The organism is Paraburkholderia sp. GAS38, assembly GCF_050434965.1.
Taxonomy (GTDB): Bacteria; Pseudomonadota; Gammaproteobacteria; order Burkholderiales; family Burkholderiaceae; genus Paraburkholderia; species Paraburkholderia phenazinium_A.
The window spans coordinates 169,627-181,854 of sequence record NZ_JBNDJO010000002.1 but is presented as its reverse complement, the minus strand read 5'-3'; the positions used below and the strand labels follow the sequence as shown (position 1 = coordinate 181,854).

At 59.9% G+C, this 12,228-nt stretch carries 17 protein-coding genes, 1 tRNA gene and 1 pseudogene; 6 read left to right on the top strand and 13 right to left on the bottom strand.

What is annotated here, in order from left to right:
• The first annotated feature begins 49 nt into the window (after positions 1 to 49).
• The gene (locus P3T42_RS05035) at positions 50 to 358 is read left to right on the top strand and encodes a DUF2288 domain-containing protein (RefSeq protein ID WP_074300216.1); all 309 of its coding nucleotides are present in this window, start codon (positions 50 to 52) and stop codon (positions 356 to 358) included.
• Positions 359 to 631: 273 nt separating this feature from the next.
• On the opposite strand, the gene P3T42_RS05030 is transcribed toward P3T42_RS05035, so the two are convergent.
• Positions 632 to 829, bottom strand: coding sequence for a hypothetical protein (locus tag P3T42_RS05030; RefSeq protein ID WP_429305333.1), 198 nt, complete (start codon positions 827 to 829; stop codon positions 632 to 634).
• A 169-nt stretch (positions 830 to 998) separates the two neighbouring features.
• On the opposite strand from P3T42_RS05030, the gene P3T42_RS05025 reads away from it, so the two are divergent.
• A complete protein-coding gene (locus tag P3T42_RS05025) occupies positions 999 to 1,172 on the top strand; it encodes a hypothetical protein (RefSeq protein ID WP_171991714.1) in 174 nt (57 codons plus the stop codon).
• A gap of 106 nt (positions 1,173 to 1,278) precedes the next feature.
• Here the strand turns inward: P3T42_RS05025 and P3T42_RS05020 are convergent, their stop codons facing one another.
• A complete protein-coding gene (locus P3T42_RS05020; RefSeq protein WP_429305332.1) occupies positions 1,279 to 1,884 on the bottom strand; it encodes an XRE family transcriptional regulator in 606 nt (201 codons plus the stop codon).
• Positions 1,885 to 2,007: 123 nt separating this feature from the next.
• Between P3T42_RS05020 and P3T42_RS05015 the strand changes: the two genes are divergently transcribed.
• From P3T42_RS05015 to P3T42_RS05000, 4 genes are all read left to right on the top strand, one after another.
• Positions 2,008 to 2,754, top strand: coding sequence for an SDR family oxidoreductase (locus P3T42_RS05015; RefSeq protein WP_429305331.1), 747 nt, complete (start codon positions 2,008 to 2,010; stop codon positions 2,752 to 2,754).
• Complete coding sequence (locus P3T42_RS05010) at positions 2,751 to 3,860, top strand: S-adenosylmethionine:tRNA ribosyltransferase-isomerase (RefSeq protein ID WP_429305330.1); 1,110 nt, start codon at positions 2,751 to 2,753, stop codon at positions 3,858 to 3,860. The genes P3T42_RS05015 and P3T42_RS05010 overlap by 4 nt, the downstream gene beginning before the upstream one ends.
• A gap of 144 nt (positions 3,861 to 4,004) precedes the next feature.
• A tRNA-Pro gene (locus tag P3T42_RS05005) sits at positions 4,005 to 4,081 on the top strand.
• Positions 4,082 to 4,176: 95 nt separating this feature from the next.
• Positions 4,177 to 4,986: an AbiJ-NTD4 domain-containing protein gene (locus P3T42_RS05000; protein ID WP_429305329.1), complete on the top strand. Its 810-nt coding sequence runs from the start codon at positions 4,177 to 4,179 to the stop codon at positions 4,984 to 4,986.
• A 102-nt stretch (positions 4,987 to 5,088) separates the two neighbouring features.
• On the opposite strand, the gene P3T42_RS04995 is transcribed toward P3T42_RS05000, so the two are convergent.
• The 11 genes and pseudogenes from P3T42_RS04995 to P3T42_RS04945 form a co-directional block, all read right to left on the bottom strand.
• Positions 5,089 to 5,889: a hypothetical protein gene (locus P3T42_RS04995; protein WP_429305328.1), complete on the bottom strand. Its 801-nt coding sequence runs from the start codon at positions 5,887 to 5,889 to the stop codon at positions 5,089 to 5,091.
• A gap of 626 nt (positions 5,890 to 6,515) precedes the next feature.
• Entirely contained in the window at positions 6,516 to 7,187 is a 672-nt protein-coding gene (locus P3T42_RS04990) for a hypothetical protein (protein WP_429305327.1), read from the bottom strand.
• Positions 7,187 to 7,516, bottom strand: a pseudogene (locus P3T42_RS04985) (bifunctional DNA primase/polymerase); the annotation flags it as partial. The pseudogene P3T42_RS04985 and the gene P3T42_RS04990, both read right to left, overlap by 1 nt.
• A 207-nt stretch (positions 7,517 to 7,723) precedes the next feature.
• Entirely contained in the window at positions 7,724 to 8,359 is a 636-nt protein-coding gene (locus P3T42_RS04980; RefSeq protein WP_429305326.1) for a GIY-YIG nuclease family protein, read from the bottom strand.
• Positions 8,360 to 8,416: 57 nt separating this feature from the next.
• Complete coding sequence (locus P3T42_RS04975) at positions 8,417 to 8,716, bottom strand: hypothetical protein (RefSeq protein WP_429305325.1); 300 nt, start codon at positions 8,714 to 8,716, stop codon at positions 8,417 to 8,419.
• A gap of 320 nt (positions 8,717 to 9,036) precedes the next feature.
• On the bottom strand, positions 9,037 to 9,564 hold the full coding sequence (locus P3T42_RS04970; RefSeq protein ID WP_429305324.1) for a hypothetical protein: 528 nt from the start codon (positions 9,562 to 9,564) through the stop codon (positions 9,037 to 9,039).
• A 25-nt stretch (positions 9,565 to 9,589) separates the two neighbouring features.
• The gene (locus tag P3T42_RS04965; protein ID WP_429305323.1) at positions 9,590 to 9,853 is read right to left on the bottom strand and encodes a hypothetical protein; all 264 of its coding nucleotides are present in this window, start codon (positions 9,851 to 9,853) and stop codon (positions 9,590 to 9,592) included.
• Between the two features lie 19 nt (positions 9,854 to 9,872).
• Complete coding sequence (locus P3T42_RS04960) at positions 9,873 to 10,406, bottom strand: hypothetical protein (protein ID WP_429305322.1); 534 nt, start codon at positions 10,404 to 10,406, stop codon at positions 9,873 to 9,875.
• Between the two features lie 347 nt (positions 10,407 to 10,753).
• On the bottom strand, positions 10,754 to 11,119 hold the full coding sequence (locus P3T42_RS04955) for a type II toxin-antitoxin system VapC family toxin (RefSeq protein WP_429305321.1): 366 nt from the start codon (positions 11,117 to 11,119) through the stop codon (positions 10,754 to 10,756).
• A complete protein-coding gene (locus tag P3T42_RS04950; RefSeq protein WP_429305320.1) occupies positions 11,113 to 11,331 on the bottom strand; it encodes a ribbon-helix-helix protein, CopG family in 219 nt (72 codons plus the stop codon). The genes P3T42_RS04955 and P3T42_RS04950 overlap by 7 nt, the downstream gene beginning before the upstream one ends.
• A gap of 181 nt (positions 11,332 to 11,512) precedes the next feature.
• The gene (locus P3T42_RS04945; RefSeq protein WP_429305319.1) at positions 11,513 to 12,217 is read right to left on the bottom strand and encodes a tyrosine-type recombinase/integrase; all 705 of its coding nucleotides are present in this window, start codon (positions 12,215 to 12,217) and stop codon (positions 11,513 to 11,515) included.
• Between the last annotated feature and the right edge of the window lie 11 nt (positions 12,218 to 12,228).

Here is a 12,228-nt window from a genome sequence, read left to right as displayed (position 1 = left end):
GCTCCGATGGTTTATAGTAACGGCCGCCGATCAGCCACCCTCTACTCCGATGACCTCGAACGAAGCCGCCCACAGTCCGCTCTACCTCTCGCTGCTTGCGGAAACCGCGCAAATCGGCTGGCCGGAGCTCGAGCGCTTCTTTGCCCGCGGCATCCTGCTGCACGTCGCACGTGACCTGGATCTGGTGAGCGTCGCCGAGGCCATCGCCAGCGACGATACTACGCAGGTCACCCAGTGGCTCGCATCGGGACTGCTGGAGCGCATCCAGGCCGAGACCGCCGCCGATTTCGCCGCGCGCGATCCGGAACTCTGGGCGGTGGTGGTGTCGCCGTGGGTCTGCGTGCAGGAACGCGGTTGATCTAGCCGCTCGCGCTCGCGTGCCCAAGGCGCTCGGCGCTGCGTATTCCGGTTACGGGTTGAAACAAGCGCATACATATCGCGCGGGCCGCGCACCCTAGAATGGGGTCAGCCCGCGCTCTCCGCGCGAACAGTCTGCGCGGGTCAGAAGTGTCGGCGTGCCCGCGCCGGCGCTTCGCCTCCTCTTTTCTCCGGCAGCGACCCATAACGCATGATGCCTGATGCCTGCACAGGCATCCCAGGGCGCTGCCGGCCCCCTCCACCCAGCCGTACGCTATTGCGGCGCGGCCTGCTGCGGCGCAGTTTGCACCGTATCCGGCGTGTCCAGCATGGACGGCGGACGGTCGTCGGTGGGTACGCCGTGGTAGTCAGGCGGATCTTTCGGGGGCGGACCGTGATGACCGGAAGCGGGATCGTTCGAGCAGCCCGCAAGGGCCACCGCAGCAAGGACAAGCAAAAGGGCGCGATTCATAGACTCTCTAAAATAATTAATGCTGGCGCGCCGAGAGTCTACCTGCAAAGGGCCGGCCGCTGCAGCGCCGCATTCTTTCCGCGCCACGTTGCGATGTGTGCCGCATGCCCCATTTCGCGGAGTCTGAACTACTATGTACGCATGGCTGCAATCGTCGAAGGAGGCTGCCATGGACACCGAATCGATCGCGGGTTTCATCGGGCTCGGCGTGGGCCTGCTCGTGCTGATCGGCCTGTCGATTTTCGAATCGCGGACCTACCGGCACGAACACAACGGTGAAGGGATGATGCACCACTGGTTGTCCGAGCATCACATGCTCGACCGGATACGGCGCAAACACTAAGCTGCGTGGCCGTCGCGGTGCGCGATCCGCGCAACGTGCCACCACCTGTTATTGCGACTGAGCTTGCTCCGAGGTATTAAAGCCTGGGCGGCAAGCTTGAGTGCGGCTATACACCCGCCTTCGCCAGCACCACGATCGACACCCCCAGCGCCCCGCTCTGCATATCCTCATTGCGATACGAATGCGGCACATGCCCCGGAAACGCGAGCACGTCGCCCGTCGTCAGTCCGTGCCGTTCTCCCGCCACGAAAATCGCGACTCGCCCTTCCATGCAGGTGAAATACTCGCGCGTGCCGGGCAGATGCGGCGTGCCGCGCATATAGGCGCCCGGTGCGAAAGCCATCGTCTCGAGGATGCCGTCCGGCATCGGCTCCGGGACCAGCGGACGGATCGTCAAACCATTGCCGCGATTTTGCGCGGAGATATCGTCGACGGACCATTTGCGCACCTTGGCGCGCGGCGAGGCGAGCAACTCGTCGAGCGGCGCGCCGAGCGCACCCGCCACCTTCATCAGCACCGCCAGCGACGGATTGCCCTCGCCCGACTCCAGATTCGCGACCGTCGAACGCGGCACGCCCGACGCTTTGGCGAGCCCCTCCTGCGTGAGCGCGCGGGCATGCCGTAACGCCACCAGATTGCGCGCCAGATGCTGGGCCGCGTGTGCCGTATCCGGTGCGGTCTCGCGAGCGGGTTCGTAAGCGGTCTCGTCCATCGTATCGACTTTCTGACAAGGAGTTGGACATCGCACTCGGCCGTGCGGCGTGGGGTTCCTATTATCGGGCCATCGAGACAGCGCAGGTAAAGCGATCGTCTCGCCCTGAACCGGAGAACCCGCATGAAACGCACCCCCAAGACCCTGCATGGCATCCGCGTCGCGCTCACAGGCGGCACGTCGGGGCTCGGCCTCGCCTTGCTGGACGAACTGCTGGCGCGCGGCGCGAGCGTCGCCTTCGTCGCACGCCACGAGCGGCGCGTGGCCGAAGTGGCCGCGGCGCGCTCGCGAGTGGCCGGGATCGTCGGCGATATCGCGGACAAGCAAGACATCTATCCGCTGGCGACGCAGATCAGCGGCCTGCTCGGCGGCGTCGACGTGCTGGTGAACAACGCGTCGGCGCTGGGGCCCGTGCCGCTCGCGTTGCTCGCCGACACCGAGTGCGAAGACTTCGAGACGGCACTCGCGACCAATCTGCTCGGACCGTTCCGCCTCACGCGCGCCTTGCTCGGCTCGCTCACCGCCGCGACACGCGAACGAGGCGGCGCAGTGGTGCTGAACGTCTCGAGCGATGCGGCCATCGAGCCGTATCCGACGTGGGGTGCGTATGGCGCCAGCAAGGCTGCGCTGCGGCATCTGAGCCGCATCTGGGACAAGGAGCTGGCGGCACAGCGCGTGCGCGTGCTGTCGCTCGATCCCGGCGACATGGACACGCCGCTGCATGCACTGGCCGCACCCGGCGACGACCCTGCGACCTTGAAGCGCCCCGCCGAGGCCGCCCGTGAATTCGCCGATGCCATCGAAGCGGCATTGCGGGCGCTGCGGCAGGCCACCACCGAGACCACTAACGTTGACGGAGTACGAGCATGAGCATGCGCGCTGCCACCCTGCCTGTTCAACGCCCCCACGATGCGCGGCTGCTGGTGATCGATCCGCGCGGGCACATCGAGCATCGTCCCCGTAGCGCCTTCGCGGACTTGTTGCGACCGGGCGATTGCGTCATCGCGAACGACGCGGCAACGCTGCCTGCGAGTCTGCAAGGCATCCACCTGCGCAGCGGCGCGCAGATCGAAATCCGCCTCGCGGGACGTGCGTCGCTCGACCCCGAAGACGTCCAGCGCTTTACCGCCGTGGTATTCGGCGCAGGCGATTTCCGCACGCCGACCGAAGCGCGCATCGGCCCGCCTGAGCTCGCGCCCGGCGATCAACTGACGCTCGGAATACTTGCAGCAACCATCGTGCGGATGCTGGATCATCCGCGGCTGGTCGAACTGCAGTTCCATGGCGATGCGGCCCACATCTGGCGCGCGCTGGCTGAACAAGGCAAGCCGGTTCAGTATTCGCATCTGCACGACCCGCTCGCCTTGTGGGACGTCTGGACACCGATCGCCGCGCAACCGGTGGCGTTCGAACCTCCGTCGGCGAGCTTCGTGCTCGACTGGCGCACCCTCGATGCGCTGCATGCCCGCAGCATCCCGTTTGCGACGCTCACGCACGCAGCAGGCCTGTCATCCACGGGCGATGCGGCGCTCGATCAGCGTTTGCCATTCGACGAGCCGTACCGCATTCCTGCGGCCACTGCCGCGCTGATCGCGGCGACCCGTGCGCGGCAAGGACGCGTCGTGGCGATCGGCACGACGGTGGTGCGGGCGCTGGAACATGCGGCGAGCCGCGACGGCATCGTGCATGCGGGCGACGGCATCGCGACGCAACGGATCGGGCCGCAGACCCGGTTGCGCGTCGCCGATGTGATCGTCTCCGGCACGCATGAACCGGATACGAGCCACTACGCGTTGCTGCGCGCCTTCACGGATACCTTGACGTTGCTGGGGGCGAGCGAGGAGCTCGAGGCGCATCGTTATCGCACGCATGAGTTCGGCGATTCGGTCTGGATCGAACGACGCGCTTGTGTGCTGCGCGATGGGCAGAAGCGACCCGTCGATGCGCGGGAACGGGAACGGAGTGTGACGTGTTGATGGTGGCCACGAGGGTGGCGCGCGTGTGGACCGCATGTAGACCGCGTGTTGACCGTGTGTCGCCTTTTTAGCGGCCCCGCTTCAGGTTTTTCTCATTTCGAGATTGACGGCGCCAGGTCAGACAAGATATGATCTTTGATTCGTCGGAGCGTAGCGCAGCCTGGTAGCGCATCTGATTTGGGATCAGAGGGTCGTAGGTTCGAATCCTATCGCTCCGACCAGTACCAGTAAGGGTTTGAGGCCGTTTGGTCTCAAACCCTTTTTCGTTGGGGTAACGCGGGGGTAACTTCCGCGATCATTACCGGGGTGACGAACGATGCGTTTCAGCGAAAGGAACGGGCTTGTGAAGACGCCAGAGGCGCTACGCCCGGAAGCAATGCCGGACGAGTTGAGAAACACTCTCTGGAACGCCATATGTTCTGTTATTGATTTGGGCCGCGACCCTAACCCCATCACAGAGAGCTACTGGCGCGACTGCCTTAAGAAGCCCGTCGATTCTCGTCCCCCTACTTCAACGGCATGGGGTATGTTCAAAGCTGACTTTCTCGCGGCGAACTACGCGGGGGTTTATGACCGCGTCGAATTTCTCCTCGACCAAATTGACGGTATGTGGGTACCCATTCACGGGAAACGAGTTGGGAAGCTCACAAAGGCGATCAATTGGGCTCTTGAGCGAGAATTAGCGGCCTACCGCTTAGTGAATGGACTAATCGTCCCGGTGACCTCACAGCAGGAGGTTGACGCGCTCGACGAAGCGCTTTCCCTGAAGGGGCCGTTCTCCGGCGCGCAGACACACATTGCATCCGCGCTTACCCATCTGAGTAACCGCCAGAATCCTGATTTTCGCAATTCGATCAAAGAGTCAATTTCCGCAGTAGAGGCAGCGGCATCCGTGGTTGCTGGGAAGCCCGGCGCAACTCTAGGGGCGGCGCTTGCTACTCTAGAGAAAGAACGAAAGCTCCATGGCTCGCTCAAAGCGGCTTTCTCTTCTTTGTACGGCTATACGAGCGATGCAAATGGCATCCGCCACGCGCTGATGGATGAGCCGGACCTCACTGCGGCAGACGCCAAGTTCTTCTTGCTCACATGCTCATCTTTCGTCAACTACTTGAAATCGCTTAGCTGACGCAGCAGTCTGGCGTCGCGACCATTTGACTTAATTTTGCGCGCGGATTGGGATAGAGAGGAAAGTGCTGCGCGCGCTGATTTTGGCACCGCTTCGCCAGTTCTAGCCAAGCGGCTTTGGGTTTAGCTGTGCATCGAACATACTCACAAGGACCTCTCCCGGGGTGCCCGCAATTTTCTTGATTGAGAACGTGTACTGCCAGACGGCGTCCCGAAGCGCACTGAATTTGGAAGCAAACACAAGAACGTCCTCTGCCCGGTAACGATATTTCGCGGTAGTGCCAGAAAACGGGTCTTCCGCAATGGCCTGCGGATAGGGATGGTTGCGGTTCGCGATGTACTCGGACGCGAACAAGAAATTTCCATACGAGCGACTGTTCACAGTGAAGCCGTAGGCTTGGCCGTGAGCGATCTCGTCCCGGCGACGCGAAGCCTCTCCGAAAGCATCGATCAGGCTACGCAATCGCTTCCCGGCCTTCGCGTTCCAGTGATGCCCGAAATATATTTCCGCTGCCGCTTTGATCGCTTCTCGACGTGCGCCACCGCTAACGATTGAGCCGAACGTACGCCTGACTGCTACGTACGACCCCGATTCGCACTCGCAGAGAATCAGGTACAACGTCACGAGCGCTGATTCCGCACTTTCCCAGGCGCTCAAAGCCGCGCCGACTGCGTGGAATATTTCATCTTGGGTCTTACTGCCGACCGTAGCTGGCGACGGCGCTTCCCAGTATTTTTTGGAGAATGGAGATTGGTCGGCGGCCAAGGCGGCTCGCACAGCATCAAGCTGGGCCATGATTTCATTTATATCTGGCGTCAAATCGCTCAATCCAATTGATTGATCAGATTCGAGGAAGATCCAGCATTGTTCTGCCCGGGTGATTCGCGGCGTCTGCTGTTTCAATACCTTCGAGGCCGCCCGGATAGACAACAACAGCTACCTGCGGGCCTAGCACTGTCTGACCTTGTACGGGAAATACCGTCCATACCTCGTCGCCGCCTTGGATAGCATCCACCGCGCGAATTACCTCGTCAATACCCGGGCCAGCAGGGTTAGTCCACTGGTTGTTCCGAGGGTTGACCTGCCCCCATCGAACGTGTGTAACGCGGTCATTTGCGGCGTTAATTCGTACCCGATCGATTACGTAGATGGACATGCCGGTCTCCGAATCTATCTTTTCCTCATATCATCGTAGCACGCACCCGCCCCGTCGCAGTTGGAGGCATGTGTGGGCTCGCCGCTAGTTCCGCGCGTCTCTGATTCCGGCCTCAAGCGCCTCGTTGACTCGCTTGCGCTTCCAGCAGTTCAGTATCCCACCGGCCTAATCGCATCACCCTGAGTCAAATTCGGATCGTAGACGCTCCCGGCAGTCCCGTCGATATGAAGTGAGCCCAGCACACGCGACAGGCGCGACGTGAAGTCCACCGTGAGTCGCCCCTGCCCGTCGAAGCACTGCATTCCTGCTGGCATTGCATCCCCCTTGATCGATCGATATTGGATGAGGCGGCGCAAGGCCGCCCCGGCTCTCATCAATTAATCCGCCGTCCATCTGCCGCGAACACGCCCGCATGCATGTAACGTCGCTCACGCGGGTCGGTCGGCTCGCCCTCGATCACACGCGGCCCTTGCGGCACGGTGCGCGCGAAGTGTGTCGAACCAGCCGGAATAGACCTTGGGTCGAAGGGCTTGGAAACGTCCAGTCCCGCCGCAGCAAGACGCTCTAGCTCCACGTCACGGCGGCGCAAGGCAGAAGTACCTCTCGCAAAGTGCCGCGCAAGGTCCGAGAACGCGCTGCCCTTGAACATCTCTTCCATCCTTCCCGCTGTCTCGCTCTGCGAATCGCCGCGCCGCTGTAGACGGTCTGCAACCATCTCATCGGTCGCCGCAGCGAGCGCCGTGTGGCAGGCGTATCGCATCGCTCCTTCTGCCAGAAGCCGCTCCTGTTCAGCAATAACACGTTTGATCGCCCCCACCTCCGCATTGATCTCCGTGACCTCCGCAGCATGGCGAGAACGCGCCGCTGCACGCTTCTCCTCGAACGCAGGCTCTGCCTCCTTTGCCGCCTCAAGTTTCGCCTGATATGCGGCAAGGTCAGCTTCCGCCTGGCTAATCGCTTTGTCGAGCTTCGTCGTGACCGGCTTGCGGCCGTCCGCGTGTGCCGTGCCGATCTCAACAGTCCGTGCCGCTCTAAGGTCACGCATCACACGTTCAAGTCGCTCGCCCTCATCGGCGGGAAGTCGTCGAGCATGCAGCGCGCGCCAATACCTTTGCGATCCGCCCACGCGTAGAGTCTTCCTGACGCATGGCGAGAGGGCGGAAGTACAACGTATCTGTCACCCCGTTGAAGGTCGATGCCCTTTGCCAGCTTGCCTGGAAGGTGAGCGTCTGCGGGAGCGCGGAAGTAGAGATGCTTGCCGCCGCCACCCGTCAATGCCTCCATCTCTGCCGCTATCGGACCATGCTCGCGCTGTAGCTGCGCAAAGCTCTCATTGCCGCCGTTGCGCGGATCGATGTCGATGACTGCCACGCCGGATTGCCATCCGGCATCGTGCTGTTACGCAGCTTTGCCGTTACTTGCTCCCCAACTGTCGGCTGCGCTTGCTTGCGTTGTTGAAACCGCGCGTGCGCTGCCTCGAATTCCTCTTCCGTTTTTGCGGCACGCAGGTCAACCATCAGATCAAGTATAGACATAGTGTTCTGCAGTGCCGCGCGCAGCGGCGAGTTTCCTTAATTTTTCCTACGTACGCTTCCACGCACCGGGGGCGGACTGGATACGCTGGTGAATTTCGGCAATCTCACTGACGAACGGCAACGCATCTTCTGAAAAAAACTCGCGAGCGTTGTTGAGCCGAAACGGTGCGAGCAATTTATGCAGAGCTTGTTCGAGCAGATCGTAGTTGTCCACTCGGTACGATGCCAGTTCCTCGAATTGAAACATGGCCCCAGTCGTGTAGAGTTGACGGATGCGGGTAGCAATATCTTGCGTCGTGTAACCGATCTTCACGATGCGCTTCCCTTCTTTGGTAAATACGCCGGTGCCAAGAACATATACGAGCCCGGTGACTTGCTCGGGATCCTCACCGTCAGGAGTTTCCAACGCCTCCTCGACGGCTTCGCTGGATTCCACTGATACCCGATAGGGCTTTGTCGATCTATCGATGAGGTATCGGTCGTCGTTCCGAACCGTCGTGTAGATCGAGGCTAGAAGCGCATGATCAATGTCTTTGTAGTGGCCGGCTTCGACACTACGGTTTGCGGCTTCGGTACCGTACAAAGCGGGAAACTCTTGCTTTATCCGACCTCGGATATCTTGCGGCGTGATGCTTTGGTTCTCGTTGGCGACGATCGAGTATATGGTGTCTGATAACTTCATGGGCGCTCTTGGTTTCCCTGTTCACCAATGCCGCGCGTGGCGGCGAATCTTCCGTGGTCAATGTTCAGTCACATCAAAGAGTTCCGAGAAGCCGGGTGCAAGCTTGTCCAGTTCGCCATTCCGCGCCATTTCGCGTAGCTTCGACACGTTGCCGGTGTCGAGGTCTTCTTCGCCGCAGTGACTGCAAATGAATGCTTGGCGACTCTTGTCGAACCAGCCGCTCGGATGCTCGGCTCGCAGTTCGGTGTTGCCGCAGTGGACACACGAAGTCGCGTTGATATCGAATGTCGCATCGTTGCAGATGCTCGTTGACAGTAATTTCATCTTCGAGCGACATGGCGGTGATGCGGCCGCCATAGAAATTTCCAGACAGCGGCAGCGCGGCTGTTACCGCCTTGCGTTGTTCCGGGTCATCCGGCAACTGGATGACGACTGTCAGATAGTCTTTCGGCATTTCTCTTGCTCCGATCATCGGCTACCGGCCGTGCGGGACGCTCGCGCGCCGAATGCGCTTCCTATCAAAGCCGATTGCATCCACGCCTCGTGCACCGGGCACCGTCTGGAACGGCGTGACCGCACCGGGAGCAGATCAATTTGGCGTCGCCATCTATTCCACCAGTCGTATCCGGCTTGCGGCACTGCGGCCCCGTTCGTACACCCATCGCCCCCGAGCACGGTCAATCCATGTAATCAGTCGCCGCGTCTTGGGCGTATGTAAGCGACGGCGGGAAGGCAGTCGTATAGTTCGCCCATGCCGCCCGCGCGTCTTGCGCGTTTGCGGCATCGGCAATATCGGCGATCCATGGCATCAATTCCGTCTCAAGCGCGACCCAATAGCCGCGGCCCACTTCTGCAAGGTGCGTAATCGCAGCCAGCGCTTGCAGGTGCGGCGGCAGCGCACTCAATGTGACGTTGTCCCCCTCATACCAGTCACGAAAAGTTTGCGCCGCTTGCCTCCCGCCGTCTTGCTGACCCGACGCCCATGCGGCTACATCGGCGTAGCGGTGGCTCCTGCCACCGACCCGAATTACTGGATCGTCTGGCTGCCATCCTCTACTCAGCCTTATCGGAAGCGGCACACTGGTGAAGATACCGTTGAGGTGTTGAATTAGCCCATCCCTTGCAACGTAATCGGTGCCGAGTTTCACTTTGGCAAACCAGAACCTCCCGTACCCAATCAGCTCATCCGCCTCTGCTCTAGACATATGAATTTCGCTCCGTGTCTTCGATTCAACGCGATAGATTCATCGCCGGATAGACGAAGTCGGCGTCGGGCGTAAATTCGTACCTGGCCGAATCGCTCTCGAAAACCACGTATCCCTCGACGCCTTTCTCCCGAAGCATATTTACTGCGCGACGGGTGCTCGCGACTTCAAATTCGTGAAGTTTACCAGGGTCGGCACGCTGACCACCGGTCGATGCTCCATCGCTGCTAATCAGAAGGTCCATCCCAGACCCTGAACCGACCTTGCGTCCGAAGATTTGGCTTTTCATCGAATTTTTCCGTGGTGAATCAACCTGGCCGCGCTGTATGGTGACAAGTAGAGGATTTTGGACTGGCCTCACTCTTGGGAACGTGAGCGAACACGTTGGCCCATTCTGGCGCTGCCATACCCTCGAACTCCGCGTTTGCCCGCTCCGTCAGCTCCTGCCATGCCGCTGTTACCTTCGTGATCGCCTCGTGGGTACAAGGGATCGGACAGTCGTAGATGAGGTAATTGTGCAAGAACTGCAACGCGTCTTTCCGACGATAGTATTGGTTAGCCTTCGTCTGAAGCTTGAGACTAGCCGCGATCGCTGCGATGACACCCGGCAGCAGGGCCAGCGCGCCGACAGCCTTGTTGCTAGCCAGATCCAAGATGCCAAGGATGCCACCGAGCAGGCTCACACCAATCGCTGCACAGAGTAAGCCGACGTTTAGTCTGTAGTTACGTTTCGCGAGCGCCCGATAGTGAGCGACTGTAGAAGCGATGTCATCCATGAGAAGCTTCTTTCGCCTCTCAATCTCTGCGGCGGTGGCCGACGCACTATTGCCGATGTCTCCCATAGCGTCTCCTATGCTGTTTTCCTGATTTTCCGTTGAATTCTTCGGCTATCTTTACAATCAACTCGCGCGAAAGCAGTGGGACGTGGTTACGCGCGCTTCCCGTCAACTCCGCTCTTACGCGTCGTCTTTGACATAGATCGTAGTCGGGCCATCATTCGAACTCTGAACAGCCGTCACCAGATACCTTTTGCCTGACGTCAGCGTAATCCGCTGTCCCGCCACTGGCTCGAATCCAAACTCCTGGACGCCAAAATTCGTGGGAGTTCCGCTGGCATGCGTATGAATTACCTTTATCTTCACTGTCATCTTCGTCTCAAGTCTGTCATTCATCGGTGGTTATACTTTTCCTAAATTTTGTACGGCACGCGGACACCCGGCTCGTCTGCTGGAAAGTCCTTCGTATTTCGCGAAACAAGCAACAGCGAGTGAACCTGTGCTGACGCCCACACGATGGCATCGGGCAAACGAATCTTTTTAGTCCTGCGAATCTCGACGGCGCGATTGGCGATCGCACTGTCTACTGCAATGACATCGAATGTATCGAGCCATGCGCGGATCGCGGCGTCTTCCTCAGCGGATGCTCCGACCAGCACTTCCATCCAGGTAATCGCGCTGATCGCGCGATACTCATAGCGCGCCAGTTCCTTCTTGGCTGCGCCGACCCCGTTGAGATAGTCAATGAGGATGTTCGTATCGAAGAGCGCCTTCACCATTCGGAACGAAGCTCCTGCTGGTACGCAAGGCCATCCGTCGTCCGGCTCTTCCACAGACCGAATACTTCGGTTCCGAGCGCGCGCTTGCGCTGCGATATATATGCCTCAATGGCATCGCGGATAACGGCTGCGCGGGGCCGCTGTTCGGCCTCCACAATCACCGCGAGGTCGTCAACCTGCGACTCAGGCAGGTCAACCAGGATACGACTCATAACCACCTCCATTTCATGATATACATATCGTATATCATGTGACGGTCTTTCGCAAGCGATGTGTCCGGTTTATCGGCAGGGAAGCGACTTTTCTACAGTCACATGTTGCGCAGCCGCGCATTCAGGGACTTACCTCACACACGGGACTCATAGTACTTCGCAAAACATCTGCCGAAGCTTTCTATCGGACACAGCCAGATAAGGCCGGACGTGCATAATGTTCCGCATGACCTAAAAGCTGCTGCACCGTCTCGATATCGTGCCCTTGCTCAACGAGGTTACTGGCAAACGAGCGTCGGCCAGAGTGGGACGATCCACCGCGTATACCCGCATCCCTGTAGAGCTTTGTGACGTAGGATTGCAGGCTGTCACATGCAGAATAGTCAACCTGTTCCCCGGCCTCGTTGATGCGCCGTTTGCTGTTCATCGCAAATTTGCGGCCCTTGCCTGCAAGGACTAGGCAACTTGACGGCGCGAGTCCGCGATAGCGCTCTGCGGTTAGCTCGGTTCCCATGTCGCGCGCTATGCGATGGCTCACATAGCACTCCAGAGCCGAAACCGTTTTAGGATGCGTGAGATAGACGCACCGCTGCCGACAGCCCTTCGTAATTGCAGCCCGAAGACTGACCTCTGAACGGATCGCGCCCGAAGGGAATAGCACGTCTTGGACCTCGATTTGAGCTATCTCGCTGACGCGCATTCCGCACGTAATGCCTAGCAGGAGAACGAGACAATCGCGCTCGGGGTGGCGCGATGTTGCCGCCGTGACGGAGAGTAGATGCCGGATTTGAGCCGGGCGAAGTATTGCAGCTTGGGCCATGCGCACCTCTGAATGGAATCGGTTGATGACGTATTCAGAGAGAGATTTGATGAGGGTCTTTTTCAAGCGTATCACGG

Excerpts from the sequence above, each read along its gene's own strand:
- P3T42_RS05035 (WP_074300216.1), top strand. The coding sequence starts at position 50 with ATGACCTCGAACGAAGCCGCCCACAGTCCGCTCTACCTCTCGCTGCTT.
- P3T42_RS05030 (WP_429305333.1), bottom strand. The coding sequence starts at position 829 with ATGAATCGCGCCCTTTTGCTTGTCCTTGCTGCGGTGGCCCTTGCGGGC.
- P3T42_RS05025 (WP_171991714.1), top strand. The coding sequence starts at position 999 with ATGGACACCGAATCGATCGCGGGTTTCATCGGGCTCGGCGTGGGCCTG.
- P3T42_RS05020 (WP_429305332.1), bottom strand. The coding sequence starts at position 1,884 with ATGGACGAGACCGCTTACGAACCCGCTCGCGAGACCGCACCGGATACG.
- P3T42_RS05015 (WP_429305331.1), top strand. The coding sequence starts at position 2,008 with ATGAAACGCACCCCCAAGACCCTGCATGGCATCCGCGTCGCGCTCACA.
- P3T42_RS05010 (WP_429305330.1), top strand. The coding sequence starts at position 2,751 with ATGAGCATGCGCGCTGCCACCCTGCCTGTTCAACGCCCCCACGATGCG.
- P3T42_RS05000 (WP_429305329.1), top strand. The coding sequence starts at position 4,177 with ATGCGTTTCAGCGAAAGGAACGGGCTTGTGAAGACGCCAGAGGCGCTA.
- P3T42_RS04990 (WP_429305327.1), bottom strand. The coding sequence starts at position 7,187 with ATGCGTGACCTTAGAGCGGCACGGACTGTTGAGATCGGCACGGCACAC.
- P3T42_RS04980 (WP_429305326.1), bottom strand. The coding sequence starts at position 8,359 with ATGAAGTTATCAGACACCATATACTCGATCGTCGCCAACGAGAACCAA.
- P3T42_RS04975 (WP_429305325.1), bottom strand. The coding sequence starts at position 8,716 with ATGGCGGCCGCATCACCGCCATGTCGCTCGAAGATGAAATTACTGTCA.
- P3T42_RS04970 (WP_429305324.1), bottom strand. The coding sequence starts at position 9,564 with ATGTCTAGAGCAGAGGCGGATGAGCTGATTGGGTACGGGAGGTTCTGG.
- P3T42_RS04965 (WP_429305323.1), bottom strand. The coding sequence starts at position 9,853 with ATGAAAAGCCAAATCTTCGGACGCAAGGTCGGTTCAGGGTCTGGGATG.
- P3T42_RS04960 (WP_429305322.1), bottom strand. The coding sequence starts at position 10,406 with ATGGGAGACATCGGCAATAGTGCGTCGGCCACCGCCGCAGAGATTGAG.
- P3T42_RS04955 (WP_429305321.1), bottom strand. The coding sequence starts at position 11,119 with ATGGTGAAGGCGCTCTTCGATACGAACATCCTCATTGACTATCTCAAC.
- P3T42_RS04950 (WP_429305320.1), bottom strand. The coding sequence starts at position 11,331 with ATGAGTCGTATCCTGGTTGACCTGCCTGAGTCGCAGGTTGACGACCTC.